Source organism: Nocardioides sp. Z35_8 (assembly GCF_059621125.1).
Window position 1 is genome coordinate 209,004 of sequence record NZ_JCAQIE010000002.1, and the last position, 25,333, is coordinate 234,336.

Annotated in this window: 21 protein-coding genes and 2 tRNA genes; 9 read left to right on the plus strand and 14 right to left on the minus strand. The window is 73.0% G+C overall.

From position 1 onward, the window contains the following. Positions 1–99 precede the first annotated feature (99 nt). From AC54T2_RS12735 to AC54T2_RS12750, 4 genes are all read left to right on the plus strand, one after another. Positions 100–2,796 (plus strand): fibronectin type III domain-containing protein, encoded by a 2,697-nt coding sequence (locus tag AC54T2_RS12735; protein ID WP_496666350.1) that lies wholly within the window; start codon positions 100–102, stop codon positions 2,794–2,796. Positions 2,797–2,862: 66 nt separating this feature from the next. Next, positions 2,863–3,852, plus strand: coding sequence for an AAA family ATPase (locus AC54T2_RS12740; RefSeq protein ID WP_496666351.1), 990 nt, complete (start codon positions 2,863–2,865; stop codon positions 3,850–3,852). A gap of 10 nt (positions 3,853–3,862) precedes the next feature. After that, a complete protein-coding gene (locus AC54T2_RS12745) occupies positions 3,863–5,005 on the plus strand; it encodes a DUF58 domain-containing protein (protein ID WP_496666352.1) in 1,143 nt (380 codons plus the stop codon). 119 nt (positions 5,006–5,124) lie between these two features. Next, entirely contained in the window at positions 5,125–7,182 is a 2,058-nt protein-coding gene (locus AC54T2_RS12750) for a transglutaminase TgpA family protein (protein ID WP_496666353.1), read from the plus strand. Here AC54T2_RS12750 and AC54T2_RS12755 read toward each other — a convergent pair. The 11 genes from AC54T2_RS12755 to AC54T2_RS12805 all read right to left on the minus strand — a co-directional run bounded on the left by AC54T2_RS12755 (position 7,169) and on the right by AC54T2_RS12805 (position 17,312). After that, a complete protein-coding gene (locus tag AC54T2_RS12755) occupies positions 7,169–8,776 on the minus strand; it encodes a serine/threonine-protein kinase (protein ID WP_496666354.1) in 1,608 nt (535 codons plus the stop codon). The genes AC54T2_RS12750 and AC54T2_RS12755 overlap by 14 nt on opposite strands. Positions 8,777–8,914: 138 nt before the next feature. Further along, the gene (tig, locus tag AC54T2_RS12760) at positions 8,915–10,333 is read right to left on the minus strand and encodes a trigger factor (protein WP_489974840.1); all 1,419 of its coding nucleotides are present in this window, start codon (positions 10,331–10,333) and stop codon (positions 8,915–8,917) included. Between the two features lie 129 nt (positions 10,334–10,462). Next, positions 10,463–10,535, minus strand: a tRNA-Pro gene (locus AC54T2_RS12765). Between the two features lie 46 nt (positions 10,536–10,581). Then, a tRNA-Gly gene (locus AC54T2_RS12770) sits at positions 10,582–10,655 on the minus strand. Positions 10,656–10,748: 93 nt separating this feature from the next. After that, complete coding sequence (locus AC54T2_RS12775; protein WP_241005156.1) at positions 10,749–11,804, minus strand: PP2C family protein-serine/threonine phosphatase; 1,056 nt, start codon at positions 11,802–11,804, stop codon at positions 10,749–10,751. After that, on the minus strand, positions 11,801–12,736 hold the full coding sequence (locus AC54T2_RS12780) for an Fpg/Nei family DNA glycosylase (protein WP_186340775.1): 936 nt from the start codon (positions 12,734–12,736) through the stop codon (positions 11,801–11,803). Before AC54T2_RS12780 ends, AC54T2_RS12775 begins: the two co-directional genes overlap by 4 nt. Further along, positions 12,729–13,262: a ribose-5-phosphate isomerase gene (locus AC54T2_RS12785; protein ID WP_186340774.1), complete on the minus strand. Its 534-nt coding sequence runs from the start codon at positions 13,260–13,262 to the stop codon at positions 12,729–12,731. The genes AC54T2_RS12780 and AC54T2_RS12785 overlap by 8 nt, the downstream gene beginning before the upstream one ends. 69 nt (positions 13,263–13,331) lie before the next feature. Then, positions 13,332–14,201, minus strand: coding sequence for an alpha/beta hydrolase (locus tag AC54T2_RS12790; protein ID WP_186341232.1), 870 nt, complete (start codon positions 14,199–14,201; stop codon positions 13,332–13,334). A gap of 44 nt (positions 14,202–14,245) precedes the next feature. Next, positions 14,246–14,821: an LURP-one-related family protein gene (locus AC54T2_RS12795; RefSeq protein WP_241005157.1), complete on the minus strand. Its 576-nt coding sequence runs from the start codon at positions 14,819–14,821 to the stop codon at positions 14,246–14,248. Between the two features lie 10 nt (positions 14,822–14,831). Further along, entirely contained in the window at positions 14,832–16,634 is a 1,803-nt protein-coding gene (gene metG, locus AC54T2_RS12800; RefSeq protein WP_186340773.1) for a methionine--tRNA ligase, read from the minus strand. Between the two features lie 78 nt (positions 16,635–16,712). After that, positions 16,713–17,312 carry a mycothiol-dependent nitroreductase Rv2466c family protein gene (locus AC54T2_RS12805; RefSeq protein ID WP_186340772.1) on the minus strand — a complete coding sequence of 200 codons (600 nt, stop codon included), beginning with the start codon at positions 17,310–17,312 and terminating at the stop codon, positions 16,713–16,715. Between the two features lie 133 nt (positions 17,313–17,445). On the opposite strand from AC54T2_RS12805, the gene pepN reads away from it, so the two are divergent. After that, positions 17,446–20,013 carry an aminopeptidase N gene (gene pepN / locus AC54T2_RS12810; RefSeq protein ID WP_496666355.1) on the plus strand — a complete coding sequence of 856 codons (2,568 nt, stop codon included), beginning with the start codon at positions 17,446–17,448 and terminating at the stop codon, positions 20,011–20,013. Between the two features lie 217 nt (positions 20,014–20,230). Here the strand turns inward: pepN and AC54T2_RS12815 are convergent, their stop codons facing one another. Further along, complete coding sequence (locus tag AC54T2_RS12815) at positions 20,231–20,614, minus strand: DUF5130 family protein (RefSeq protein WP_186340770.1); 384 nt, start codon at positions 20,612–20,614, stop codon at positions 20,231–20,233. Next, positions 20,601–20,990: a hypothetical protein gene (locus AC54T2_RS12820; RefSeq protein ID WP_186340769.1), complete on the minus strand. Its 390-nt coding sequence runs from the start codon at positions 20,988–20,990 to the stop codon at positions 20,601–20,603. The genes AC54T2_RS12815 and AC54T2_RS12820 overlap by 14 nt, the downstream gene beginning before the upstream one ends. Before the next feature lie 31 nt (positions 20,991–21,021). On the opposite strand from AC54T2_RS12820, the gene AC54T2_RS12825 reads away from it, so the two are divergent. Together AC54T2_RS12825 and AC54T2_RS12830 are read left to right on the plus strand one after the other, a co-directional pair. Beyond that, a complete protein-coding gene (locus tag AC54T2_RS12825) occupies positions 21,022–22,143 on the plus strand; it encodes a mechanosensitive ion channel family protein (RefSeq protein ID WP_241005158.1) in 1,122 nt (373 codons plus the stop codon). A 31-nt stretch (positions 22,144–22,174) separates the two neighbouring features. Then, positions 22,175–22,552: a globin gene (locus tag AC54T2_RS12830; protein ID WP_186340768.1), complete on the plus strand. Its 378-nt coding sequence runs from the start codon at positions 22,175–22,177 to the stop codon at positions 22,550–22,552. On the opposite strand, the gene AC54T2_RS12835 is transcribed toward AC54T2_RS12830, so the two are convergent. Continuing rightward, the gene (locus AC54T2_RS12835) at positions 22,536–23,396 is read right to left on the minus strand and encodes an acyl-CoA thioesterase (RefSeq protein ID WP_496666356.1); all 861 of its coding nucleotides are present in this window, start codon (positions 23,394–23,396) and stop codon (positions 22,536–22,538) included. The two genes, AC54T2_RS12830 and AC54T2_RS12835, sit on opposite strands and share 17 nt — an antisense overlap. Before the next feature lie 119 nt (positions 23,397–23,515). On the opposite strand from AC54T2_RS12835, the gene AC54T2_RS12840 reads away from it, so the two are divergent. After that, positions 23,516–24,730: an acetyl-CoA C-acetyltransferase gene (locus AC54T2_RS12840; RefSeq protein ID WP_496666357.1), complete on the plus strand. Its 1,215-nt coding sequence runs from the start codon at positions 23,516–23,518 to the stop codon at positions 24,728–24,730. Between the two features lie 35 nt (positions 24,731–24,765). After that, positions 24,766–25,260, plus strand: a complete 495-nt coding sequence (locus AC54T2_RS12845) for a MarR family winged helix-turn-helix transcriptional regulator (RefSeq protein ID WP_186340765.1) — start codon at positions 24,766–24,768, stop codon at positions 25,258–25,260. The last annotated feature ends 73 nt before the right edge of the window (positions 25,261–25,333 follow it).

Below are 25,333 nucleotides of genomic sequence, written 5' to 3' on the forward strand. Positions count from 1 at the left end.
ACAGAGCGGCGGACGGGACGGAACGTTCCGCCGCGCGAACGGTGGTGCCGTGCGGTCCGGTTCTGTGAGACTTGCCGCGCACCGCGACGAGGGGGATCCATGGGGGCAGGTCGGGCGACGACGCACGCCGGGGGCACCGACGCGCCCCGCACCGCGCGGCTGCGCAGGCTCGCGTCGAAGCGCCAGTCGAAGGGCGCGGCCGAGCTCTCCGTCGTCCTGGTCGTGGCCTCGCTCGTCGCCGGGGTGCTGTTCGGCAACGGCCTCTCCCGCACCGCGGTCGAGCTCGCCGACGGACTCACCTGGCTGGCCGACGACCCGAGCGGCGACGTCATCCAGGTCAACCCCGCCCTCGGGCGCGCCGAGGTGCGGCGCTCGGTCGCCGCGGCCGGCAACGACCTGACCCTCGCCCAGTACGCCGGCTTCCTCTACGTCATCGACAACACCGACGGCGTGCTCTCGACCATCGACGTCACCACGCTGGAGCAGTCCGGTCGCCGGAGCGTGCCCGGCGACGGCTCCGCGGAGACCCTGAGCGACGGCACGACCGTCTTCCTCGTCGACCGCACGGCCCACAGCCTCGCGGCGATCGACCCCATCACCACCGACGAGATCGGCCGGGTGTGGGTCGAGCGGCGGGGCCTGTCCGACGTGGCCGTCGACGGGCAGGGGACGGTGTGGTCCCTCGACCGCACGGGCCGGCTCACCGCGCTGAGGTGGTCCGCGACGTCGGCGGAGTTCCTCGAGCAGGACACCCACCAGCTCGACGTCCGGGGGGACGCCGTGGTCGTGGCGCACGAGCGAGGTGTCACCGTCACCGACGCCGAGCCCGGCCTGGTGCAGCAGGTCGCCACCGAGCGCGAGGTGCGTACGCCCACCTCCGCGCTGAGCGGCGAGCTGCTCGCGCCACTGCGCACGCCGAGCGAGCTGACGGCCGCCGCGGCTCCGGACTCCTCGACCGTCGTCATCCTCGCCGCGGGCCGGCTGGCCGAGGTGGCCGTGGCCGCCTCCGGCTGCGACTCCCCCGGACGCCCCGAGGTGTTCGCGGGACGCGTCTACGTGCCCTGCGCCGGCCGGGCGAAGGTCCTCCAGCTCGACCCCACGGGCGAGATGGCCGGGCCGCCCATCCTCACGCCCCGCGGCAAGGACCCCGAGCTCGTCCTCGACGACGACACGCTCCTGATCAACGTGCCCGGTGCGCGCACCGGGATCTCGGTGGGGGCCGACGGCTCCCTCTCGGAGTTCTCCCGCGGGAGCGGCGGCGACGCCGTCACCGACCCGCAGGAGATCGCCATCCCCGAGACGCAGCCTGAGACCGAGGACCAGACGGAGGAGACGCGCGACGAGCAGTCGGGCGAGTCCGGGTCCCAGGCGACCCAGGGCGGGCGCGACCCGGGCCGCAACGGCGACCAGGGCCCCCGCGGGAGCGACAACAACGGCGGCGGAGGCGGTCGCGACGACGAGGACGAGGACGACGACCCGGTCGCGACGATCTCGCCCACCCCCACCCCGACCGCCACTCCCACGACCACCCCCACTTCCACCCCCACCTCCACCCCCACTGCCACCCCGACTACCACGCCCACCGTGACGCCGAGCACGCCCACCGACGTGAGCGCCACGGTGCTCGGCAGCACGCAGGTGCAGGTCGACTGGTCCTACAGCGGGGAGACTCCGGACGACTTCGTGGTGGCCCATCCCGGCGGCCCGACCCTGGCGACGGTCGGCGGCACCAGCCGCCGCGCGGTCGTGGACGTCACCCCCGGCGCGAGCGTCGCCCTCGTCGTGACCGCCCGGCTCGGCGGCCGGACGGCCACCTCGACGGTGTCCAACACGGTGACCACGCAGCCCGACCCCGTCCTCGGCACCCCCACCTCGGTCCGGGCCTCGGTCGTCTCGAGCACCCAGGTCCAGCTCGGCTGGGACTACACCGGCGACGTGCCCGACGAGTTCGTCCTCACCACCACCGGGGGCAGCCAGGTCGGGCGGGTCGGCGGCGACCAGCGCCAGGCGGTCGTCACGGTCCCGGCGGGCCAGCAGGTCGCGTTCCGGGTCACGGCCTTCCTCGGCAGCGACTCGAGCGCCTCCGCCGCGTCCAACGCCGTGACCCCCGCCGGCGTGCCCGGCCAGGCGCCCGGCGTCGCCGCCACCGGCGTCTACGGCGGCAGCTGGCAGGGGCCGACCTACGCCGTCACCCTCCGCTGGGACCCCGCTCCGGACAACGGCTCGCCCATCACCGGCTACCGGGTGACCGTGTCCACCGGCACGAGGTCGGAGACCGTCACGCTGGGCGCCTCGGCGCGCTCGCACACCCTGGTCAGCAGCTGCGACCGCACCCGGGACGCCTCCTGCTCCCCCGGCGGCAACGGCACCGCCTCGGTCATCGCGATCAACGGCGAGGGCGCCGGCCCCCAGGCCTCCGCCGGCGCCAGTGACTCCGGGAGCATCCCGGTCGAGCCCTTGCCGGGAGGCGGGCGCCAGCACGTCACGGGCCAGTCGGGGGGCGACCTCAACCTCGAGGGCATGGGCACCTCCCAGCTGCAGCTCGCGCCCGCGGACTGGGCGGGCTTCGGCGGGACGTGCGCCTACGACGACGGGTCCGGCTGGTCGCCCATCAGCTGCGGCGCGACCTCGCTGGTGATCCAGCACGACGGCACCTACATCTGGCAGCCCAACTCGGGCGTGCGATCGCACTCCGTGCAGTTCCGGGCCACCAACAGCTCGGGGAGCGTGCTGAGTGCCCGCTACTCCTGGCAGACCAGGCAGCCCACCCTCTGCGAGGGCTGCGACATCCCCTGAGTCGCCGACCGCTTCCCGACGTCTCGACGCCACTCTCGACCCCTCCCCGACCCCAGGAGCCAGCCCGTGACCACCCTCGCCCCGAGCCCCGCCACCACCGAGCAGGAGGTCGTCGAGTTCCGCCGGGTGCACCAGCGCCTCGGCGACGCGGTCGAGGTCGCCGTGCGCGGCAAGCGCGGCGTGATCGACCTCGTGCTGGTGGCGACCTTCGCGCGCGGCCACGTGCTCGTCGAGGACCTGCCCGGCACGGGCAAGACCACGCTGGCGAGGGCGCTGGCGAAGGCGCTGGGCGGGGAGATGCACCGGGTCCAGTTCACCCCCGACCTGCTGCCCAGCGACGTGACCGGCACCAGCGTGTTCGACCCGCGCGACGGCCAGGTGCGGTTCCGCCCCGGACCCGTCTTCGCCAACGTGGTGCTCGCCGACGAGATCAACCGGGCGGCCGCCAAGACCCAGTCGGCCCTCCTCGAGGTGATGGAGGAGCACACCGTCAGCGTCGACGGCACCGCACACCCCGTGCCCGAGCCGTTCACGGTCGTCGCCACGCAGAACCCCATCGACCTCGACGGCACCTACCGGTTGCCGGAGGCACAGCTCGACCGGTTCATGGTGCGCACCAGCCTGGGCTTCCCCGACCTCGAGCACGAGCTCGACGTGCTGCGCCCCGGCAGCACCGCCGGCCGCATCGACGACGTGCCCACCGTCAGCGACCCCACCGAGATGGCCCGACTCTCCGCCGTCGTCGAGCGGCTGCACGTCGCCGACCCGATCCTCACCTACGCGCGGGAGGTCGGGGTCGCGATCCGCGACGACCGGCGCGTCCGCCTGGGCGCGAGCACGCGCGGGCTGCGCTCCCTCGTGCGCGCCGTGCAGGCCCACGCCGCCTCGCGCGGTCGCCACTACGCGATCCCCGACGACGTACGCCGCCTCGCCGAGCCCGTCCTGGCCCACCGCACGGTGCTCACCCGCGAAGCGCTCCTGGAGGGCCACACGTCGACCGGAGTCGTGCACCAGGCCCTCGAGCGGGTCGCCCCTCCCCAGCCGGACCGGGTGTGAGGCTGCCGCGATGACGCCGTGGCGTGCCACCGCGCCCCGGGGCAGGTGGATGCTCGGCACCGGCCTGCTGCTGGCCGCGAGCGGAGCCCTGCTCCGCTATCCCGTGGTCGCCGCGCTCGGCGCGTTCCTGGTCGTGCTGGTGGTCGTCGAGGTGGTCGCCGTGCTCCGCCGCCCCGACGTGGTCGTGCACCGCACCGTCGACCCGCTCGTGGTCGTCCGGCAGGACCCCTGCTCGGGCCACCTGCGGCTGGCGGGCAGGCGCGCCGCCCTGGTGCGCACGCTCGCGCAGGACAGTGTCGACGGCCGGCTGACGGCCCCGGTCGAGGTCGACCCTCGTGGCGCCGAGACGACCTACGACATCGCGACCAACCGCCGCGGGGTGGTCGACGTCGGCCCGCTCCGGCTACGGCGGGTCTCGCTCTTCGGCCTGGCAGCGACCACCACCGACGCCGGCGACGTGGTCCGGCTGCGCGTGCTGCCGCGCCGGATCCCGCTGGGCTCGCTGCCTGCCGGCCACCGACGTGCGGCCGTCGGCGGCGGCGACAGCCTCGAGCTCGGCGGCACCGACCTGGTCGGCCTGCACGAGTACGCCGTCGGCGACGACCTGCGTCGGCTGCACTGGGCCACCAGCGCGCGCACGGGGACGCTGATGGTCCGTGAGGACGCCGACCCGGCCCAGCCCCACGTCTGCGTCCTGCTCGACGACCGGCAGGAGAGCTACGCCGGGGAGGACGACTTCGAGGAGGCCCTCGAGCTCGCCGCCGCCCTGTGCCGGGTCGCGGTCGAGAGCGGCGACCCGCTGTGGTTCGCCACGTCGAGCGGGCGCCACGACGTCACGGTGCCCGGATCGACCACCCGGCAGGTCCCACGGGAGGCCCACGAGCTGGAGCTCCTGCTCGCGGAGATCGACGCCGGCCCCGACCGCGGGCTGCAGCACGGGCACCACCGCGGGCTCGACGTCGCGGCGGTGGTGACCGGGAGCGCCGCCGACCTCGGCGTGCTGGCGCTCGCCGTCGGTGGGGCCCTCGACGCCACGCTCTGCGTGGTCGACCCGCAGCCCGCGACACCCTCGGGCGTGCTCGGCGGCGCGACCGTGCTCCGCGCTCCCGGCTCGCGGGCGCTGGCGCGGCTGTGGGACGGGCGGACTCCGTGACGACCCTCGCCCCACCTGCTCCGCACGCGCCTCCACCCTCCCCCGATGCCGCGGCGCCGACCGCGACGACCCCTGCCTCCCCGGGACTCCGGCCGGCTGCGTGGGCGGGCGCGCTCCTGGTGCTCGGGAGCCTGTCGCTCGCGACGGCGTGGAGCGGCCCGCTCCCCGTGCTGTCCCTGGCGGCCGCCGCGGTGGTGCCGCTGGCGGTGTGCCGGGCGGTCGTCCGCCTCGGCGTCTCACCCTGGGCGAGCGCGGCCGTCCTGGTGTCGCTGCTGGTGCTCGGGGCCTACGTCCTCGCCGCCGACGCCGGGACGGCGTTCTCCGACACTGTCACCGACGCCGTGCCGCGCCTGCTCACCACCCCCCGGCCGCTCCCGGCCCGGGCCGACGTCCTCGTGGGGCCGCTGCTGCTGACCTCGCTGGTGTCGCTGCTGGTCGCGATCCGGCTCACCTCCCACCGGCTGGTCGCGCCGGTCGTGGGAGCGCTCGCTCTCTACGTCGCCGGGGCGCTGCTCACCACGGGTGAGGGTGACCGCCGCGGCCTCCTGGCCTCGGTGCTCGTGGCGTGCACCCTGCTCGGTTGGGTCGTGCTCGACGAGCACCGCCACCGGACTGGGCGGCGGATCGCGCTCGCCCTGGTCGTGGCGCTGGCGGCCACCGGCCTGCTGGTGGCCTCGACGACCGTGCGGTGGTCCGCGCCCTTCGAGCCGCGCACCCTGGTCGACCCGCCGACGGTCGACGTGGTCGCCAGCAACCCCCTCGCCCAGCTCGGGGCGTGGACGAGCGACCCCGACCGTGAGCTGCTCGACGTGTCCGGACCGGTCGGGCCGCTCCGCCTGGTCACCCTCGACCGCTACGACGGGGCGCAGTGGAGCGCCGGCACGCGCTACTCGCCCGTCGGCGAGACCTACGACGTCGCGCCGCTGCTCGGCAGCAGCACCCGCTCCTCGACGGTCCGGGTCGAGATGGTCGACATCGAGGAACGCTGGCTGCCGAGCCCGGGCTGGCCGACCGAGGTGTCGACCGACGACGCCGTGGTCGAGCCGGTCTCCGGCAACCTGTGGCTCACGAGCTCCGACGGCCTGGTGCGCAGTGGCACCGACGCCGCCACCACCCGTGGAGTCGCCTACACCGTCACCGGGCTCGCCGACGACCCCGACGACGCCCGGCTGGCGAGCGCGACCGTGCCCACCGGCGGCGGGCTCGCGCCCTACCTCGCGCTGCCGCCGCTGCCCCAGCAGCTGAGCACCTTCGCCGAGCAGACGGTGGCGGGTGCGGTCACTCCCTACGACCGCGCCGTGGCGATCGAGACGATGCTGCACGACCGGGCCCGGCTGTCCCCCACGGCGGTCTCCGGGTCGCAGCTGTGGCGGATCACCACGTTCCTGCTCGCCGAGCCGGGCACCGTCGGCGCCCGTGTCGGCACGGCCGAGCAGTTCGCGACGTCGTTCGCGGTGCTCGCGCGCCACAACGGGCTGCCGACCCGGGTGGTGGTGGGCTTCCGGCCCGACCCGGAGACCCGCCGATCGGCGACGGACGGCTGGTCGGTGCGCGGTCGGCACGCCACCGCCTGGCCGGAGGTCTTCTTCCAGGACCTCGGCTGGGTGCCGTTCTCCCCCACCGACGCCCGTGAGGCGCCGCGGCCGGAGGAGGAGACCGTCGAGCGCGGCGACGGCGACGACCCGGGCCCCGGGGCCACCCCGGACGACTCCGGGACCGGCACCGGCCAGGCCGACGGCACCGGCCAGGCGGCGCCGTCGCGGCCCGGCGGTCCGGGAGGGTGGGCCGTCCCGGCCGCAGCGGGTGCAGGCGGCCTGGCCGGGCTGCTGGCGCTCCTGCTCGCGGCCCGGCGGATCCGGTCGTGGCGACACCTGCGGCGCGGCCCGCGCGGGGCATGGGCCGAGGCGCGCGACGTGCTGCGCCTCGCCGGCCTCCCGGTCACGGCGCACCACAGCGCCGACGACGTCGCGACCATGGCGAGCCGGCGCCTCGGCACCGACGCGGTCAAGGTGCTCGCCGCCACGTCGCAGCGAGCAGCCTTCGCCCCGCCCGGCACCGACGCCGACGACCCGGGGCCGGCGCTGGGCGACGTACGCCGGGCCGCGCGCCGCGCCGTGCCCCGCTGGCGTCGCTGGTGGTGGCCCTTCGACCCCTCGGTCTTCCTCAGCCGAGGCTGACGCACCGCTGGTCGGAGCGTCCGAGCGAGCCGTCGGGCATGTGCAGCACCATCACGAAGCAGGGCCGGCCGGGCGGCTGCGACAGGGTGAACGTCGCCTCGGTCACGCCGGTGTCGAACTCCTGGACCGGCCGCGCCTCGGGGCTGGTCTGGGAGATGTGGAACCAGCCGATCCCCTCGCTCGGGTCATTCCACTCCACGGTGACCTCCCCCGCATCGGCGCGCAGGTCCTCGATGCGGAAGGCGAGCGCGGGGTCGAAGGCGCTCTGGGGCTGCTCGACCGGGCCCGGGTCGTCCTCCTCCGCTGCGGTCGTGCCGAGACCCGCCTGCTCCTGCGAGGACCCCTGGGGGTCGTCGAGGTCGTCGTCGCGGAGCAGTGCCCCGGCGAGGCCGAGGGCTGATCCCACGACCAGCGCGAGCACCCCCAGCAGCGCGACGGCGCGACGCCGCCGGGGCGGCCGGGCGTCACCGCCATCGAGCGAACCGCCGGGGTCGGGCTCGTCGTCGGGGCGGGGGCGGAGGTGGGTGTGCTCGTGCGGCGCCGGCGGATGCGCGGGCGGAGCACCGTCCGCCTCGACGCTCCGTCCGACAGGCACCGCGGGCCGCGGCGCGAGCGGGGCCGGGTCGTCGGCGCCACGGCGACGCGTCGCCTCCGGGAGTGGCGGCGCGGCCAGCTGCCCGACGGGCCCGGGGACGGGCGCTGGAACGGGCCAGGCAGCGCCCGGCTCCCAGGCGCCGTGGCGCATCCGGAGCAGGGCGTGGTGGACGTCCTTGACGCTGGCCCACCGCTGCGTCACGTCCTTGACCAGGCACCGGCTGATCACCTCGCCGAGGGCACCGGCGTCGGTCGAGAACGGCCGGTGCGGCTCGGTGCGGGCCCGGCGCAGGTAGGCCAGGGCGGAGTCGTCGTCGGGGTCGTCGCTGGCGAACGGCGCCCGCCCCTCGAGGAGGGTGTAGAGGGTGGACCCGAGCGACCAGATGTCGTCGGCGGGGGTCGGAGGGTGGCCGTCGAGGATCTGCGGCGAGGCGTGGCGGTAGGTGAACGCCTCGACCGACGAGGTGTACTCCGCGTCGACGAGGCGCGCGATCCCGAAGTCGGCCAGCACCCACGAGGTGGGCAGGACGAGCACGTTCTGCGGCTTGACGTCGCGGTGGAGGAAGCCCTGGTCGTGGGCGAAGGCGAGGGCGTCGGAGAGCACCAGGCCGATGCGCACGACCTCCTCGGGCGGGAACGGCCCCTGCTCGCGGAGCCGGTCGTTGAGGGTGCCGCCGTCGTAGTACTCCATCACGATCGCGGGTCGGCCGGACTCCGTCGTGCCGGTGTCGAGCACCGTGACGATGTTGGGGTGCTGGCGGCCCAGGCCGACGGTGATCTCGATCTCACGGGCGAACCGGGCCGAGCTCTCGGCGTCGTCGACCAGCAGCACCTTGACCGCGACGTCACGGCCCAGACGCGGCTCGCGGGCCCGGTAGACGACCGACTCCCCGCCGCGCCCGACCACCACGAGGTCGGTGTAGCCCGCGAGGGCCTCGGTGGGCGGCGGTCCGTCGGCAGGCGGGCGCCACGCGTGGTGCTCGCTCGCGCTGTCGACCATCCGTGCCCCCCTGTACGCCCCGTCGGACAGCGGCGATCGTACCCGGACACGAGCGGGTCCGCCGGGGTCCGCGGAGGAGCCGGAAATGCGGACCGGCGCCCACCCGAGGGTGGACGCCGGTCGCGGGAGCCGGGCGGGTCAGGCCTTGCCGGACTCGTCGGTGCTCTCGTCGGTGCTCTCCGCCGCGGAGTCCTCGGTGCTCTCGGCGGCCGTCTCCTCGACGGGCTCGCCGATGGTGCCGTCGGGGCGCAGGTTCTTGAGCTCGACCACGTTGCCCGAGGCGTCCTTGACGGTGGCGGCCTCCACGATGGTGGCCAGCGCCTTGCCGCGCAGGATCTCCTGCACGAGCTCGGGGATGTGGTTGTGCTCGAACATGTGGTTGGCGAACTCCTGCGGGTCCTGTCCGGACTGCTGGGCACGCCGCACGAGGTGCTCGGAGAGCTCGGCCTGGTCGATGCCGAACTCCTCCTTCTTGGCGATCTTGTCGAGGACGAACTGGGCGGCGACGGCGTCGCGGACCCGGCGCTCGAGGTCGGCCTCGAACTCCTCCTGGGTCTGGCCCTCGTCCTCGAGGTACTTCTCCATCGCGATGCCGGCCATGGCGAGCTGCTGCTCGATGTTCTGGCGGCGCGCGTTGAGCTCGTCGGTGACCATCACCTCGGGCAGCGGGACCGAGACCTTCTCGAGGAGGGCCTCGAGGACCGCGTCGCGGGCGGCGGCGGCCTGCTCGAGGCGCTTGCCGCGGCCGAGGCGCTCGCGCACGTCGGCGGTGAGCTCGTCGACGGTGTCGAACTCGGAGGCCAGCTGGGCGAACTCGTCGTCGTACTCGGGGAGCTGCTGCTCCTGCACGGCCGAGACCTTGACGGTGACCTGGACCGGCTCGCCGACCAGGTCGCCACCGACCAGCTCGGAGTCGAAGGTCTTCTCCTCGCCGGCGGACAGGCCGGCCAGGGCCTCGTCGAGGCCGTCGATCATGCCGCCGCGGCCGACCTTGTAGGACATCCCGGTGACCTCGCCACCCTCGACGGTCTCGCCGTCGCGGGCCGCGACCAGGTCGATGGTCACGAAGTCGCCCTCGGCGGCCGCGCGCTCGACCGGGACGAGGGTGCCGAAGCGCTCACGCAGCGCCTCGACCTGCTCGTCGACGTCGGCGTCGGTGATCTCGACGTCCTCCACGCTGGCCTCGAGGCCCTCGTAGTCGGGGAGCTCGAAGTCGGGCTTGACGTCGACCTCGGCGGTGAACTCGAGGGACTCGTTGTCCTCGAACTTCGTCACCTCGATCTCCGGCTGGGCCAGCGGCTCGAGGTCGTGCTCCTGCAGCGCGGCCATGTACTGCTGCGGGACCACGGCGTTGATGGCCTCGTCGAGGACCGGGCCACGGCCGATCTGGCGGTCGATGACCGCCGGCGGGACCTTGCCGCGGCGGAAGCCGGGGACGTTGATCTGCTTCGCGATCTTCTGGTACGCCGCGTCGAGGCTCGGCTTGAGCTCCTCGAAGGGCACCTCGACGGTCAGCTTGGCCCGGGTGGGGCTCAAGGTCTCGACGGCGCTCTTCACAAATGTCTCCTGATGCTGAAGGTCATGGGTACGCATGCGGACGAGCCGGGGGAACCGCGGGGAAGAGGCGTCCGCAAACCATGGAAGTCTATCGGCGCAGCGGGCGCAGGCCGAATCAGCCACCAGCGGTCGGGGCGACAGGACTCGAACCTGCGATCTCCTGCTCCCAAAGCAGGCGCGCTAGCCACTACGCTACGCCCCGCCAAACCGACCCCGGAACGCTCCTGACGGAGGCGCCGCGGCCTGCTTGGAGCGGATGACGGGAATCGAACCCGCGTAGCCAGTTTGGAAGACTGGGGCTCTACCATTGAGCTACATCCGCGCGCGTCCGACGGCGTCCTCGCCGCCGGTGCGGGAGTCATGGTGCCACACCCGCGGTCCGGCACCCCAACCGGCTCGCGGGGCCACACCGGCGTCAGCGCCGGTGCACCAGCAGCAGCGCGCGGTCGTCGTTGCGGGAGCCGAGCGCCTCGACGAGCCGCTTGGCGCCGCCCTCGAACTGGCCGCGCAGCAGCCGCTCGGCCTGGCCGAGCATCCGGTCGATGCCCAGGGCGATGTCGCGGTTGCGGGTCTCGACCATCCCGTCGGTGTAGAGCAGGAGCGCGTCGCCGTGGCGCATCACCCCGGAGACGGCGGGGAAGGTCGCGTCCTCGATCAGCCCGAGGATCGGGCCCTCCGACTCCAGCACCTCCCAGCGGCCTGAGCCGGCATGGCGCAGGGCGGCAGGCGGGTGCCCGGCGCTGCGGATGTCGTAGCGGCCGGTCGTCAGGTCGAGCGAGAGGTGGATGGCCGTGGCGAACCCCTCGTCCCAGTCCTGCTGGAGCAGGAACCGGTTGGCGCTGTCGAGGAACTCGCTGGGCGGCAGCGCGCTGAGCAGCCCGCCCAGGGCACCGCAGAGCAGCAGCGCGCGGGTGCCGGCGCCCTGGCCCTTGCCCGACACGTCGACCACCGCCACCTCGAGGCGCTCCGCGATGCGCGAGGCGACGACGAAGTCGCCCGCGAAGGGGGTGCCACCGGCCGAGCGCAGCTCGCTGGCGGCGTACCACTGCGCGGGGAGGTCGGGGATCCCGCCCTGCCGCAGGATCCGGTCGCGCAGGTCGACGAACATCGTCTCGCCCTGGATGCCCGCCACCCCCAGGCGCGTGCGGCGCAGGGACGAGGCCAGCACCACGAAGCCCAGGACGAACATGATGACCACGGTGAGCACGATGCGCAGGTCGATCCGGTCCTGGCTGGGCACGACGAGCGCGAGCACCAGCAGGACGAACACGACGAACCACGGCAGCTGGCGTGGGCCGAGCACCAGGCTCGAGGCCAGCAGCGGGACGAGCAGGCTGACGAGCGGGACGCTCTCGTGGAAGCGCCAGATGACCAGGCCGATGAGCACCGTGACGACGACGAGCAGGACGAGCATCCGCGACCCGCGGGGGACGAGCCGACTGGCGGCGGCGTTGAGCGATGGAGAACTCACCGACGAGCCCCTCCTGATCTCCCAGTCCCCTTGGTGGGAGATCGTAAGGCCCGCGAGCGGAACTTCGGCTGGCATCGGGGGCACCAGAACGTGTTGCGTCCGACGAGCTCACCCGTGAGCACGGGCGTGCCGCACACCAGGCACGGCAGCGACGTGCGGCGGTAGACGTAGACCTCGCCCCCGTGGTCGTCCTTGCGGGGCTCGCGGCCCATCGCCTCGGGGGTGTGCTCGGGGCGCACGGTGTCGATCCGGCCGGTGCGCACGCCCTCGGCCATGAGCTCGACGAGGTCGTCCCACATCGCGCGCCACTGCCCGACCCGCAGGGTGTTGCCGGGCCGGAGCGGGTGGATGCGGTGGCGGAAGAGGACCTCGGCGCGGTAGACGTTGCCGACACCTGCCAGCACCTTCTGGTCCATCAGCAGGTCGCCGATGGGGCGCTGGCTCGCCGAGATGCGGCGCCAGGCGCGATCGGGGTCGGCGTCGGGACGCAGCGGGTCGGGGCCGAGGCGCTCGATCACCTCGGCGCGGCGGGCGGGGCCCACCAGGTCGCACACGATCGCGCCGCGCAGGTCGGCGTACGCCGGGGGTCGCGGACCGGCGCCGGACTCGGCGCCGGCATCGGCGTCCGGGAGCGTGACCAGCCGCAGCCGGACGGCGCCCACCGGGTCGGGGACCGCCCCGAGCCCTCCCCCGATGTCGGCGTGCACGTCGAGCTGGCCGATCAGGCCGAGGTGCACGTGCACGAAGCGCTCGCCCTCGAGCTCGAGGAACAGGTGCTTGCCGGCGGAGTCGGCGCCGATCACCCGCGACCCGTCGAGCAGCGCCGCGTCGGCCGCGAACCGTCCCTGCGGCGACGTGACCCGCACCCGCCGTCCGGCGAAGGCCGCGGTGAGGTCGTCGGCGAGCTTGCGGAGCGTGTGCCCCTCAGGCATCCGGGCGATCGGGTGAGGAGTCGGGGACGGTGCCGCGCAGGGCCGACTCCGGCAGCGGCGGCAGCTCGCCCGTCTCGTCGTACGTCGTGAGCTGTCCGATGCGGCGCGCGTGGCGCTCGTCGCCGGAGAAGGGGGTGGTGAGGAAGAGCTCGATGAAGCGGGTCATCTCCTCGACCGGGTGCATCCGGCCACCGACCGAGACGACGTTGGCGTCGTTGTGCTCGCGCGCCAGCACGGCGGTCTCCTCCGACCAGGCCAGGGCGCACCGGATGCCCTCCACCTTGTTGGCCGCGATCTGCTCGCCGTTGCCCGAGCCGCCGATCACGACACCCATGCTCTCCAGGCCGTCGGCGCGGTCGGCGGCCACGCCCTCGGCCGCCCGCAGGCAGAAGCACGGGTAGTCGTCGAGGGCGTCGTAGACGAACGGTCCGTGGTCGACGACCTCGTAGTCGTGGTCGACCAGCCAGGTGGTCAGGTGGTCCTTCAGCTCGAGTCCGGCGTGGTCGGAGCCCAGGTGTACGCGCATGGGAGGAGTCTCCCAGAGCAGCCCGACGCCGACACCACCCCCACGAGATCGCGAGTGTCCTCCTGCGGCTCAGGCGAGGTGCAGGTCGAGCCAGCCGGCGACCTGCCGCACCAGCGGCTCGGACGCGGTGAAGCCCGCGTGCCGCCAGAAGCCGTGGGTCTGGCCCAGGTAGCGCACCCCGACGGTCTCCACGCCGGTCTCGGCGACCCGCCGGGCGAGCTCCTCCCCCTCGTCGCGCAGCGGGTCGGCCTCGGCGGTGGCGACGAACGTGGGCGGCAGGGTGTGCAGCCGGTCGGAGAGCAGCGGCGCGAGGTCGGGGTCGTCGTAGTCGGCCTCGCTGCGTGCGTACTGCTCCCAGTACCACCGCGCCTGGTCCGGGTCGAAGCCCGAGTCCGCCCCCTGCTGCCACGACGGGAACGCGTTGCGCGGGTCGAGGAAGGGGTAGACGAGCGCCACGGCGCGGAAGAAGCCGGGGTTGCGCAGGGCGGCGACCAGGGCGAGGTTGGCGCCCGCGGAGTCGCCGTGGGCGGCGTACGCGCCCGGCGGGCCCTCGCGCCGCAGCCAGCCGACCACGGTGTCGAGGTCGTCGGGCGCCGCGGGGAACCGGTGCTCCGGCGGGCGGCGGTAGCCGACGCTCAGCACCGGGCGGCCCAGCCGGTTGGCGAAGCGGCGGCAGATGGGGTCGTGGACGTCGACGTCGTTGAGCACGAACCCGCCGCCGTGGGCGTGCACGACGAGGCCCGGCCGGGCGCCGGCGGGCGTGTAGAGGCGGCAGCGCACCCCGTCGGCGTCGACCTCCTCGACCGCGGCGACGTCCTCGCGCGGCTCGAGGAGGCTGGCGCGGCGTGCGTCCTCGCGGTGGGCGGCGAGGTTGAAGCCGGGCGCGCGGAGGTCGGGACTGTCGTCCCCGGCGAGTGCCGCGCGCACCTCGGGATACATCACGACGACCTCCTGGTCGGTGGGAGTCGGGGTCCAGCGCTCGATCAGCGCGACATCAGTGCGTCGAGGCCGACGGCGACCGCGGCCGCGACCCGGAAGTCGACCCGCCGGTCGGGCACCGTGACGCGGTAGTGGTCACGGATCGACATCCTGCGCTCGACGGAGAAGAGCGGGGCGCCGGTGGTGTCGACGAAGTCGAAGTTGACCGGGATGAAGTCGACGTCGGTGAAGCGGCGCAGCAGCGCGACGAGCTGGTTGCGCTCGCGACCGGAGCCGGCGTAGCCGGGCCCCTCGACCAGGAAGGTCGAGCGGAGCAGCGACGCGCCGAACTCCTTCTTGAAGTAGCCGATCTGCGCCCCGGACTCGTCGGTGATGTCGTAGCCGGCGTTGAGGTCGATCGCACGGCGCGCCTTGAAGCCGAAGACCGGACGCGACTTGCTCGCGTCGGCGAAGAAGGTGACCTGCTCCTTGAACGCCATCCGCTTCTGCTCCGCGAGCGCCATCAGCCGGGTGGGGTTGCCCGCCTCGTCCGACTCCGAGATCTCGTAGCGGTTGATCATCATGGTCAGCTTCTGCCTGACCACGAAGTGCGGCAGGTACATCTCGGCGGTGTCGGGCATGGGGCGGAGCCTAGCCACCCACCCGGGCGAGCTCCTCCTCGACGACCGACGGGTCGAGCTTGGTGAACACCGGCGTCGGCTTGGCCACCTTCGCACCCACCGGCACCGGGCGCGACGCCCACGCGGGCGTCGCGGAGTAGTCGCCGGTGATGATCGTGTACGACGTGTGGCCGGCGCCGTTGTCGGGCTCGAGCTCCTCGACCTGCTCGATGCGCGGCATCGGCATCAGCTCGCCCTCGCCGCCCAGCACCGCGTGCACCTTGTTGGCCGCGTGGGGCAGGAACGGCGACAGCAGCGTGTTGCAGTCGCTCACGCACTGCGCGGCCACGTGCAGCACCGTCGCGAGGCGCTCGCGCTGGGACTCGTCCTTCATCTTGTAGGGCTCGGTGACCGTGAGGTACTTGTTGACCTCGCCGACCACCCGCATCGCCTCGGCGACGGCGGCTCGCAGCCGGTGCTTCTCGATCAGGTCGCCGACGCTCGTGAAGCCCCCGCGCACGGTGGCGAGCACCTGCTCGTCGACCTCCTCGAGCGGCCCCGCCGCCGGGATCTCGCCGAAGCTCTTGGCGACCATCGTGGCGGTGCGGTTGACCAGGTTGCCCCAGCCCGCGACCAGCTCGGAGTTGTTGCGGGTGACGAAGTCGGCCCACGTGAAGGCGGCGTCGGAGGTCTCCGGCCCGGCCGCGCAGATGTAGTAGCGCAGCGCGTCGGGGCCGTAGCGGGCGAGGAAGTCGCCGACGTAGATGACGTTGCCGCGGCTGGTCGAGAACTGCGAGTCGCCAAAGGTCAGGAACTCGCTGGAGACCACCTCGGTCGGCAGGTTGAGCGTGCCGTACGCGCCGGGCTCGCCGCCCTTGTCGCCCTCGCCGTTGTAGGCCAGCAGCTCGGCCGGCCAGATCTGGGAGTGGAAGACGATGTTGTCCTTGCCCATGAAGTAGTAGGACTCGGCGTCGGCGTCGTTCCACCATTCGCGCCACTTGTCCGGCTCGCCCAGCCGACGGGCCCACTCGATGGAGGCCGACAGGTAGCCGATGACCGCGTCGAACCACACGTAGAGCCGCTTGGTCGGCTGGTCCTCCCAGCCCGGGACCGGGATGCCCCAGTCGATGTCGCGGGTCATCGCGCGCGGACGGATCTCCTTGAGGATGTTCTGGCTGAACTTGATCACGTTGGGTCGCCACAGGCCGGTCGCCTCGCGCTCGTCGAGCCACGCCCCCAGCGCGTCGGCGAGGGCCGGCAGGTCGAGGAACCAGTGCTGGGTGTCGCGGAACTCCGGGGTCTCGCCGTTGATCCTCGAGCGCGGGTCGATGAGGTCGGTCGGGTCGAGCTGGTTGCCGCAGTTGTCGCACTGGTCGCCGCGCGCCTCGGCGTACTTGCAGATCGGGCAGGTGCCCTCGATGTAGCGGTCGGGCAGCGTGCGGCCCGTGGACGGGCTGATCGCGGTCTTCGTCGTCTCCTCGACCATGTAGCCGTTGCGGCGACACGTCTCGAACATCTCCTGCACCACCGCGTAGTGGTTGCCGGTGGTGGTGCGGGTGAAGAGGTCGTACGACAGCCCGAGGCCGCAGAGGTCGTCGACGATCACCTGGTTGTACTTGTCGACCAGCTCGCGGGCGGGCAGGCCCTCGTTGTCGGCGAGCACCAGGATCGGCGTGCCGTGCTCGTCGGTGCCGCTCACCATCAGCACGTCGTGGCCCGCCATCCGCATGTAGCGGCTGAACACGTCGGAGGGCACGCCGAAACCGGCCACGTGGCCGATGTGGCGCGGGCCGTTGGTGTAGGGCCAGGCGACGGCGGACAGGACACGAGTCATGGACGCAAGCCTAGTGACCGGGTGCCACCCGCCCTGCCCCGGTGGCGTCCCCGGGCACGGGCGGGCGGCAGCGCGGGGTCAGGAGAAGTCGAGGTCGCCCGTGCGCGAGCGCTTGAGCTCGTAGAAGTAGGGGAACTTCGCGACGGCCACGGCGCCGTCCCAGAGCTCGCCGGCCTCCTCGCCGCGGGGGATCTTGGACAGGACCGGACCGAAGAACGCCGAGCCGTCGATGTGGATGGTCGGCGTGCCGACGTCGTCGCCGACGGGGTCCATGCCCTCGTGGTGGCTCTTCGCGACCGCGTCGTCGAGCGACGCGTCGTCCCAGGCCTCGATCAGGTCGGCGGGCAGGCCCGCGTCCGCCAGCGACGCGGCGACCGTCTCCCTGGTCAGCCCCTCACCGTGGTTGTGGTGGCGGGTGCCGACCGCGGTGTACCAGTCGCCCAGCGCCTTGTTGTCACGCTCCTGCGCGATCTTGATCGCGACGCGCACCGGCTTCTCGGTGCCCTTCAGCATCTCCCGGTACTCGTCGGGGATGTCCTTGTCCTTGTTGAGGTAGGCCAGCGACATCACGTGCCACTGCACGTCGATGTCGCGCACCTGCTCGACCTCGCGGATCCAGCGCGAGGTGATCCAGGCGAACGGGCAGAGCGGGTCGAACCAGAGGTCAGCGGTAGCCATGTCCACCACAAGACCCCGCCACGGCCACCTATTCCCCACCCCTCCCCCACCGGCCGCCCACCGGCCGCCCGCCGGCCGCCCACCGGCCCCCTCCGGCATGGGCCGGCGATGCACCCGGTGGCAGGATGCGAGCATGCCTGGAACCAACCTCACCCGGGACGAGGCCGCCACCCGCGCCGCCCTCCTGGACGTCACGGCGTACACCGTCGACCTGGACCTCACGTCAGCCACCCAGCCCGAGGAGACCACCTTCGTCTCCACCACGACGCTCGAGTTCACCTGCCGCGAGCCAGGAGCCGCCACGTTCGCCGACCTCGTCGCGCCCAGCGTCCGCGAGATCACGCTCAACGGACGCAGCCTCGACCCGGCCACCGCGTACGCCGACCACCGCATCGCGCTCGACGGGCTCGAGGCGAGCAACACGCTGGTGGTGACGGCCGACTGCGCCTACTCCAACACCGGCGAAGGGCTGCACCGCTTCGTCGACCCCGCCGACGACCGGGTCTACCTCTACAGCCAGTTCGAGGTGCCCGACGCCCGGCGCGTCTTCACCACCTTCGAGCAGCCCGACCTCAAGGCCGTGTTCACCTTCAACGTCACCGCCCCCTCGCACTGGGTCGTGGTGTCCAACGCCGCGACCCCCGAGCCGGTCGAGGCGGGCGACGGCGCCTCGGTGTGGCGCTTCCCCACCACCAAGCGGATGTCGACCTACATCACCGCGATCGTCGCCGGCGAGTACCACGGCGAGTTCGACACCTACGAGGGCAAGTTCGGCACCATCCCGCTGGGCCACTACTGCCGCCAGTCGCTCAAGGACCACATGGACACCGCCGAGCTGGTCAAGCTGACCAAGCAGAGCTTCGAGTGGTTCGAGGAGCAGTTCGACTACCCCTACCCGTTCGGCAAGTACGACCAGCTCTACGTGCCGGAGTACAACGCCGGAGCGATGGAGAACGCCGGCTGCGTGACCCTGCGCGACGAGTACCTCCCCCGCAGCCGCCAGCCCCGCTCGTTCTTCGAGTTCCGCGCCTCGGTCATCACCCACGAGATGGCGCACATGTGGTTCGGCGACCTGGTGACCATGAAGTGGTGGGACGACCTCTGGCTCAACGAGTCGTTCGCGGAGTGGGCCTGCTACTGGTGCGAGGCCAACGCCACCGAGTTCACCGACGCGTGGACCGGCTTCGCCAACGCCCGCAAGCAGACCGGCTACCGCGCCGACCAGCTGCCGTCCACCCACCCGATCGCGGCCGACAACGTCGACCTGCACGCGGTCGAGGTCAACTTCGACATGATCACCTACGCCAAGGGCGCGTCGGTGCTCAAGCAGCTCGTCGCGTGGGTCGGCATCGAGCCGTTCCTGAAGGGCCTGCGGTCCTACTTCAAGGAGTGGGAGTACGGCAACCCGGAGTTCAAGGACCTGCTCGCCACGCTCGAGAAGTCCTCGGGCCGCGAGCTGCAGGGCTGGGCGCAGGAGTGGCTCCAGACGGCCGGCGTCAACACGCTCGCGCCCGTCTTCGAGCTCGACGCCGACGGCGCCTACTCGTCGTTCGCCGTCGCCCAGTCGGCCCACCCCGACTGGCCGACGCTGCGCCGGCACCGCCTCGGCATCGGCCTCTACGACACGGTGACCGACGAGGAGGGCGCCGGGCGCCTCGTGCGTCGCGACTACCTCGAGATCGACGTCGACGGCGCCAGCACCGACGTCCCCGAGCTCGTCGGCGTGCGGCAGCCCGCGCTGCTGCTGCTCAACGACGAGGACCACGCCTACGCCAAGATCCGCCTCGACGAGCGCTCCCTCGCGACCGCCATCTCGGGCCTGTCGACGTTCGAGGACTCGCTGCCCCGCGCGCTCGTGTGGGGTGCGGCGTGGGACATGACGCGTGACGCCGAGATGCGCACCCGCGACTGGGTCGACCTGGTGCTCGCCAACATCGGCCAGGAGAGCGACGCGTGGGCGGTGACCCGGATCCCGGCGTCGACCGCGCTCGCCGTCAACTTCTACTCCGACCCCGCGCACCGACCCGAGCTCAGGGCGCAGTGGGAGACCGGCCTGCGCGAGCTGCTGCTCGCGGCCGAGCCCGGCAGCGACCACCAGCTCACCTTCGCCCGCTCCTACGCCGGGGCCGCCCACAGCGACGCGGCGCTCGACGACCTCATCGGCCTGCTCGACGGGTCGTTCGAGGTCGAGGGGCTGGCGATCGACCAGGACATGCGGTGGGTGCTCATCACCGCGCTGGCCAAGCAGGGTCGTTTCGGCGACGCGGAGATCGACGCCGAGCTCGAGGTCGACCGGACCATCTCGGGCAAGGAGCAGGCGGCCGCCGCCCGGGCCGCCCAGCCGACCGCGGAGGCCAAGGCCGCGGCCTGGGACGCGCTGCTCGACCCGTCGACGCCCAACGAGACCTCGCGCGAGATCGCGTTCTCGATCTTCCGCTTCGGGCAGGAGGACGTGCTCGAGCCCTACCTCGAGAAGTTCCTCACCGCGTCGCAGACGCTCGTCGACACGCTGGGCTTCCACAAGGCCTCGACGATCCTCGAGTACGGCTTCCCGCGCCCTCTCGGCTCCGCCGCCACCCTCGCGCGGCTCGACGAGTGGCTGGCCGACGGCTCGGCGCCCAAGCAGGCGCAGCGCTACGTCGGCGAGGCGCGCGCCGAGATCGCCCGCGCCCTGGCCGCGCAGGAGTGCGACGCCCAGTAGCAGTCGAGGCAGCAGTCGAGGCAGCAGTCGAGGCAGCAGTCGAGTCGGCGCGTCCTGACACCCCACCAGGGTCGAGGCGGCGCGTCCTGACACCCCACCAGGGTCGAGGCGGCGCGTCCTGACATCATCGAGGTCAGGACGCGCCGACTCGGCGCTGTTTCGGAGTCAGGACGAGCCGACTCGACCCGACTGCGGCGTCAGGACGAGCCGCCTCGGCTCAGGCCTGGGGGGAGCCCTGGGGCTGGGTGCGCTCGGCCAGCAGGGCGATGCCCCGCTGGAGGCCGGCGAGCAGGTGGCCGGCGGCGAAGTCCGACGTCATGGCCTCGACGGCGCGCTCGACCTCGGCGTCGGTCAGGACGCGGCGTACGTCGCCGCCGGTGACGACCTCGACCACCCGACGGCGGGGGTCGACGAGGATCAGCACGCTGCGCGCCGGGACCACCAGGCGGTTGTGCAGGCGGGTGGCCCAGGTGCGGGCGTCGTCGCCCTCGACCGGGCCGACGTAGACGGAGAACTCGAAGCGGGAGGCCTGCTCGGCGAGCCGGATGGACTTGTCGAGGGCCAGCCGGTCGGTGTCGCTCAGGGCCTCACCAGCGGCCACTTGCGCCACCTGCTCGGGAGTCCTCGCCGTCGGGGGCGGGGAGCTCGGCGACGCCCTGTCGCGGACCGCCGATCCACTGGGGCTCACCGGCCGAGTGGTCGGGCAGGAGCCGCTCGCCGCGGATCATCGGCGGCAGGTAGACCGCGACCGCGATCACCACGAAGGCCAGGAGCGGGAATCCGACGAACAGCGCCAGGGAGTGCAGCGAGTCGAGCTGGAGGCGCTCGGTCTGGCCACCCCAGCCCTCGGGGACGTCGGCGTGGGCCGGCGCGGCGAGCAGGGCGAGGGCCGTGCCCCCGGCGAGGGCTGCGGCACGGCCGCCCCAGCGGGCGCGGGCGCGTCGGGGTGAGCGGGACGGGCTGACGTGCGTGGTCACGGGTCACAGCGTATCGCCCATACTGGCGGGCATGCCTCACCCCCTCACCACCCCGATCATGCTCATGACCGAGGCCTCCGGGAGCGAGACCAACCCCTGCGACGCCGACGCGCGGCTGTGCGACTGGACCTGGGAGCGCACCAGCGACGCGTCGCTGTCCACGGTGGTCGACTGGATCGTCGGCAAGCCGCTGGCCCTGGCCGGCCTGGTGATCATCGGGCTCGTGGTGCGGTGGGCGCTCCACCGGCTCGTCGACCGGATCGTCCGCAGGGCCGAGCACGGGATGCTGCCCGACCGCCTGAGCCGCGCCATCTCGGGCGGGCGCATGGGCGCGGCCCTCAACCTGCGTGAGGACCCGGGCTACACCAGGCGGGTGCAGCGTGCGGCGACGATGGGCTCGCTGCTCAAGAGCGTCATCACCGGTGTCGTCCTCACCGTGGTCTCACTGATGGTCATCGCCGAGCTCGGCTACGACATCGGCCCGCTGATCGCCAGCGCCGGCATCATCGGCGTCGCCATCGGGTTCGGCTCGCAGGCGCTGGTCAAGGACTTCCTGTCGGGCATCTTCATGATCTTCGAGGACCAGTACGGCGTCGGCGACGAGGTCGACCTGGGTGAGGCCTCCGGCACCGTGGAGGCGGTGGGCCTGCGCGTGACGCGGCTGCGCGACGTCAACGGCACCGTCTGGTACGTCCGCAACGGCGAGATCCTCCGGGTCGGCAACATGAGCCAGAACTGGGCACGCACCGTGCTCGACGTCGGGGTGGCCTACGGCGAGGACCTGGCCCGCGTGCAGCGCGTGCTGGCCGACGTCGCGCACGACCTCTGGCAGGACGAGGACTTCACCGGTCGGGTCATCGAGGAGCCGTCGGTGTGGGGCGTGCAGGAGCTCGGCCCGGACGGCGTGCTGGTGCGCGTCGCCCTGAAGACCGCGCCGCTGGAGCAGTGGGCCGTGGCCCGCGAGATGCGCCAGCGGATCAAGGCCCGGTTCGACCTGGAGGGCATCGAGATCCCGTTCGCCCAGCGCGTGCTGTGGATCCGCGACCAGCAGCGCCCCGAGGCCCCGTCCGCTCCCGACGACGCGCACCCGCCGGCGCGGGGTCCGGCGCAGACCGAGGCCGAGATCGCGCCCACCGGGGAGACCCCGTCCTGACGCGGCTGGGGTGGCACGGGAGGATGGTCGCGTGACGACGACCTTCTACGACGAGATCGGCGGCGAGGAGACGATCCGCCGGATCGTGCACCGCTTCTACGAGGGCGTCGCCGACGACGAGGTCCTGCGCCCGATGTACCCCGAGGAGGACCTCGGCCCCGCCGAGGACCGGTTCGCCCTGTTCCTCATCCAGTACTGGGGCGGCCCCACCACGTACGGCGACACGCGCGGCCACCCGCGGCTGAGGATGCGCCACGCGCCGTTCAGCGTGACGCCGGAGTCGGCGCAGCACTGGCTGCGGCACTTCCGCGCCGGTCTCGACGAGGCCGGCCTCACTCCCGAGCAGGACGAGCGGTTCTGGGACTACGTCACCCACGCCGCGCAGTTCATGGTCAACTCCCCGGACTGAGCTCCCCCGCGAGGTCGCGCAGCACGTCGGGCACGGGCGCCGGACGCCCGGTGGCGCTGTCCATGCACACCCCGACCACCCGCGCACGGGCCAGCACCTCCTCGCCGTCGCGCACCACCGAGTCGAAGACGACCGACGTGGTGCCGATCCGTGAGATCCAGGTGCGGCAGTCGTAGGGCTCGGGGCGGAACAGGATCGGGCGCCGGTAGTCGACGTCGACCTGGGCGACCACGAGGTGGTGCCCTTGCCCCAGCTCGGCGCCGCTGGCCATCATGAGCTGGATCCGCGCCTCCTGGAAGTACTCGAAGTACTTGACGTTGTTGACGTGGCCGTAGACGTCGACGTCGCTGAAGCGGACGTGCACCGAGTAGCGCCCGCCGGGCACGTCGACGACGTCGGGCAGCCTCGGCGTACGCACGGGCTCGTCCGGCTCGAACAGCCGCCCGAGCGACTCGTGCTCCTCGGCGTGCAGGCGCCGCGGTCGCTCGGTGGAGAAGACGTAGGGCGTGAGCACGGTCCGGGCGCGGACGTAGACCGTGCGCTCGCCCGACGCGTCCTCCTCGAAGACCTCGTAGGCCATCGTGAAGCTCGCGGCGCGGATCTCGGTCACCCAGCACTCGATCGAGACCGGCTCGGAGCCGAAGGTCAGCGACGAGAGGTAGGTGACCTCGTGCCGCACCACCACGACCCCCTCAGCCAGGTCGTCGGCCCGGCTCGCAGGGGCGTGGGTGCGGAACATGTCGACCCGCGCCTCCTGGAGGTAGTCGACGTAGGTGACGTTGTTGACGTGGCCGAGCAGGTCGAGGTCGGCCCACCTCAGGGGGCAGCGATAGAGATGACGCACGTGCCGATCGTCGCAGACGACGACCCCACCCTGCGCCGACCTGGCGCCCCGTGCCGCACTAAGGTGCGATGGCACACCCGCACGACCTCCCACCACCCACCGAGCCACCGGAGTCCTCCATGCCCGAGGCAGTGATCGTTTCCGCAGCCCGCTCCCCCATCGGACGCGCCAACAAGGGCTCGCTCAAGGACTTCCGCCCCGACGACCTCACCGCCCTCGTGGTGCAGGCCGCCCTGGAGAAGATCCCGGCGCTCGACCCCGCCGCGATCGAGGACCTGCTCCTCGGCTGCGGGCTCCCCGGTGGCGAGTCGGGCAACAACATGGCGCGGGTGGTCACCACGCTGCTCGGCCTCGAGGTCCCCGGCGCGACCGTGACCCGCTACTGCTCGTCGTCGGTGCAGACCACCCGGATGGCGTTCCACGCGATCAAGGCCGGCGAGGGCGACATCTTCGTCTCCGCCGGCGTGGAGACCGTGTCCCGCTTCGCCAAGGGCACCTCCGACCACATCCCCGACACGCGCAACCCGCGCTTCGAGGACGCCGCCGCACGCACCGCCGAGTACGCGAAGGGCGGGCGCGACTGGCACGACCCGCGCGAGGACGGCGAGCTGCCCGACATCTACATCGCGATGGGCCAGACGGCCGAGAACGTCGCCCGGCTGCGCGGCCTCGACCGCAAGGAGCTCGACGAGTTCGCCGTCCGCTCGCAGAACCTCGCCGAGAAGGCGATCGCCGACGGCTTCTGGGAGCGCGAGATCACCCCCGTCACCACGCCCGACGGCACCGTGGTCAGCAAGGACGACGGCCCCCGCGCCGGCGTGACCTACGAGGCCATCGCCGCCCTCGACCCGGTCTTCCGCCCCGACGGCGTGGTCACCGCCGGAAACTGCTGCGCGCTCAACGACGGCGCCGCGGCGGTGGTCATCATGTCCGACACCAAGGCCGCCGAGCTCGGCCTGACGCCGCTGGCGCGCATCGTGTCGACCGGCGTGTCCGGCCTGTCCCCCGAGATCATGGGCCTCGGCCCGGTCGAGGCCACCAAGAACGCGCTGAAGCACGCCGGCATGAGCATCGGCGACATCGACCTCGTCGAGATCAACGAGGCCTTCGCCGCCCAGGTCGTCCCGTCCTACCAGGACCTCGGCATCGACCTCGACCGCCTCAACGTCAACGGCGGCGCGATCGCGGTCGGCCACCCCTTCGGCATGACCGGCGCCCGCCTGCAGAACACCATGCTCAACAGCCTCGACTGGCACGACAAGACGACCGGCCTGATCACCATGTGCGTGGGCGGCGGCCAGGGCATGGCGATGATCCTCGAGCGGCTCTCCTGAGGAAGTCCCGCCCCCGCCAGCACTACGCTGGCCCCATGACCACGACGGGGGAGCCGCGCTGGCTCGACGACGACCAGCAGCACTCCTGGCGCGCCCTGATGATGGGCATGACGCTCCTCGAGGAGCGCCTCGACGACGACCTGCGGCGCGAGTTCGGCATGTCGCTGACGGAGTACGAGGTGCTGGTCCGGCTCTCCGAGCGACCCGGGCGGGCGATGAGGATGGCCCAGCTGGCCGACGCGATGGCCCACTCGCGCAGCCGGGTGACGCACACCGTCGCCCGGATGGAGGCCGCGGGCTACGTCACCCGCGGCACGACCCCGGAGGACGGGCGCGGGGTGGTGGCGACCATGACCGACCAGGGCTACGAGCTGCTGGTGCGCGCGGCGCCTTGCCACGTCGAGAGCGTGCGGCGCAACATCGTCGACCTGGTGCCCGAAGAGGACTTCGCCGCCGTCGGGCGGGTGTTCAACCGCGTCGCCGACCACCTGGTCAACCGGCACCCGGAGTCGGAGATCCGGCCCGCCTGACCACTCCGCCGTACGCACGCCGGACGGCGGGCGAACGCGCGCCGGGTCGCCGGCCGGCGGGCGTCGCGCGCCG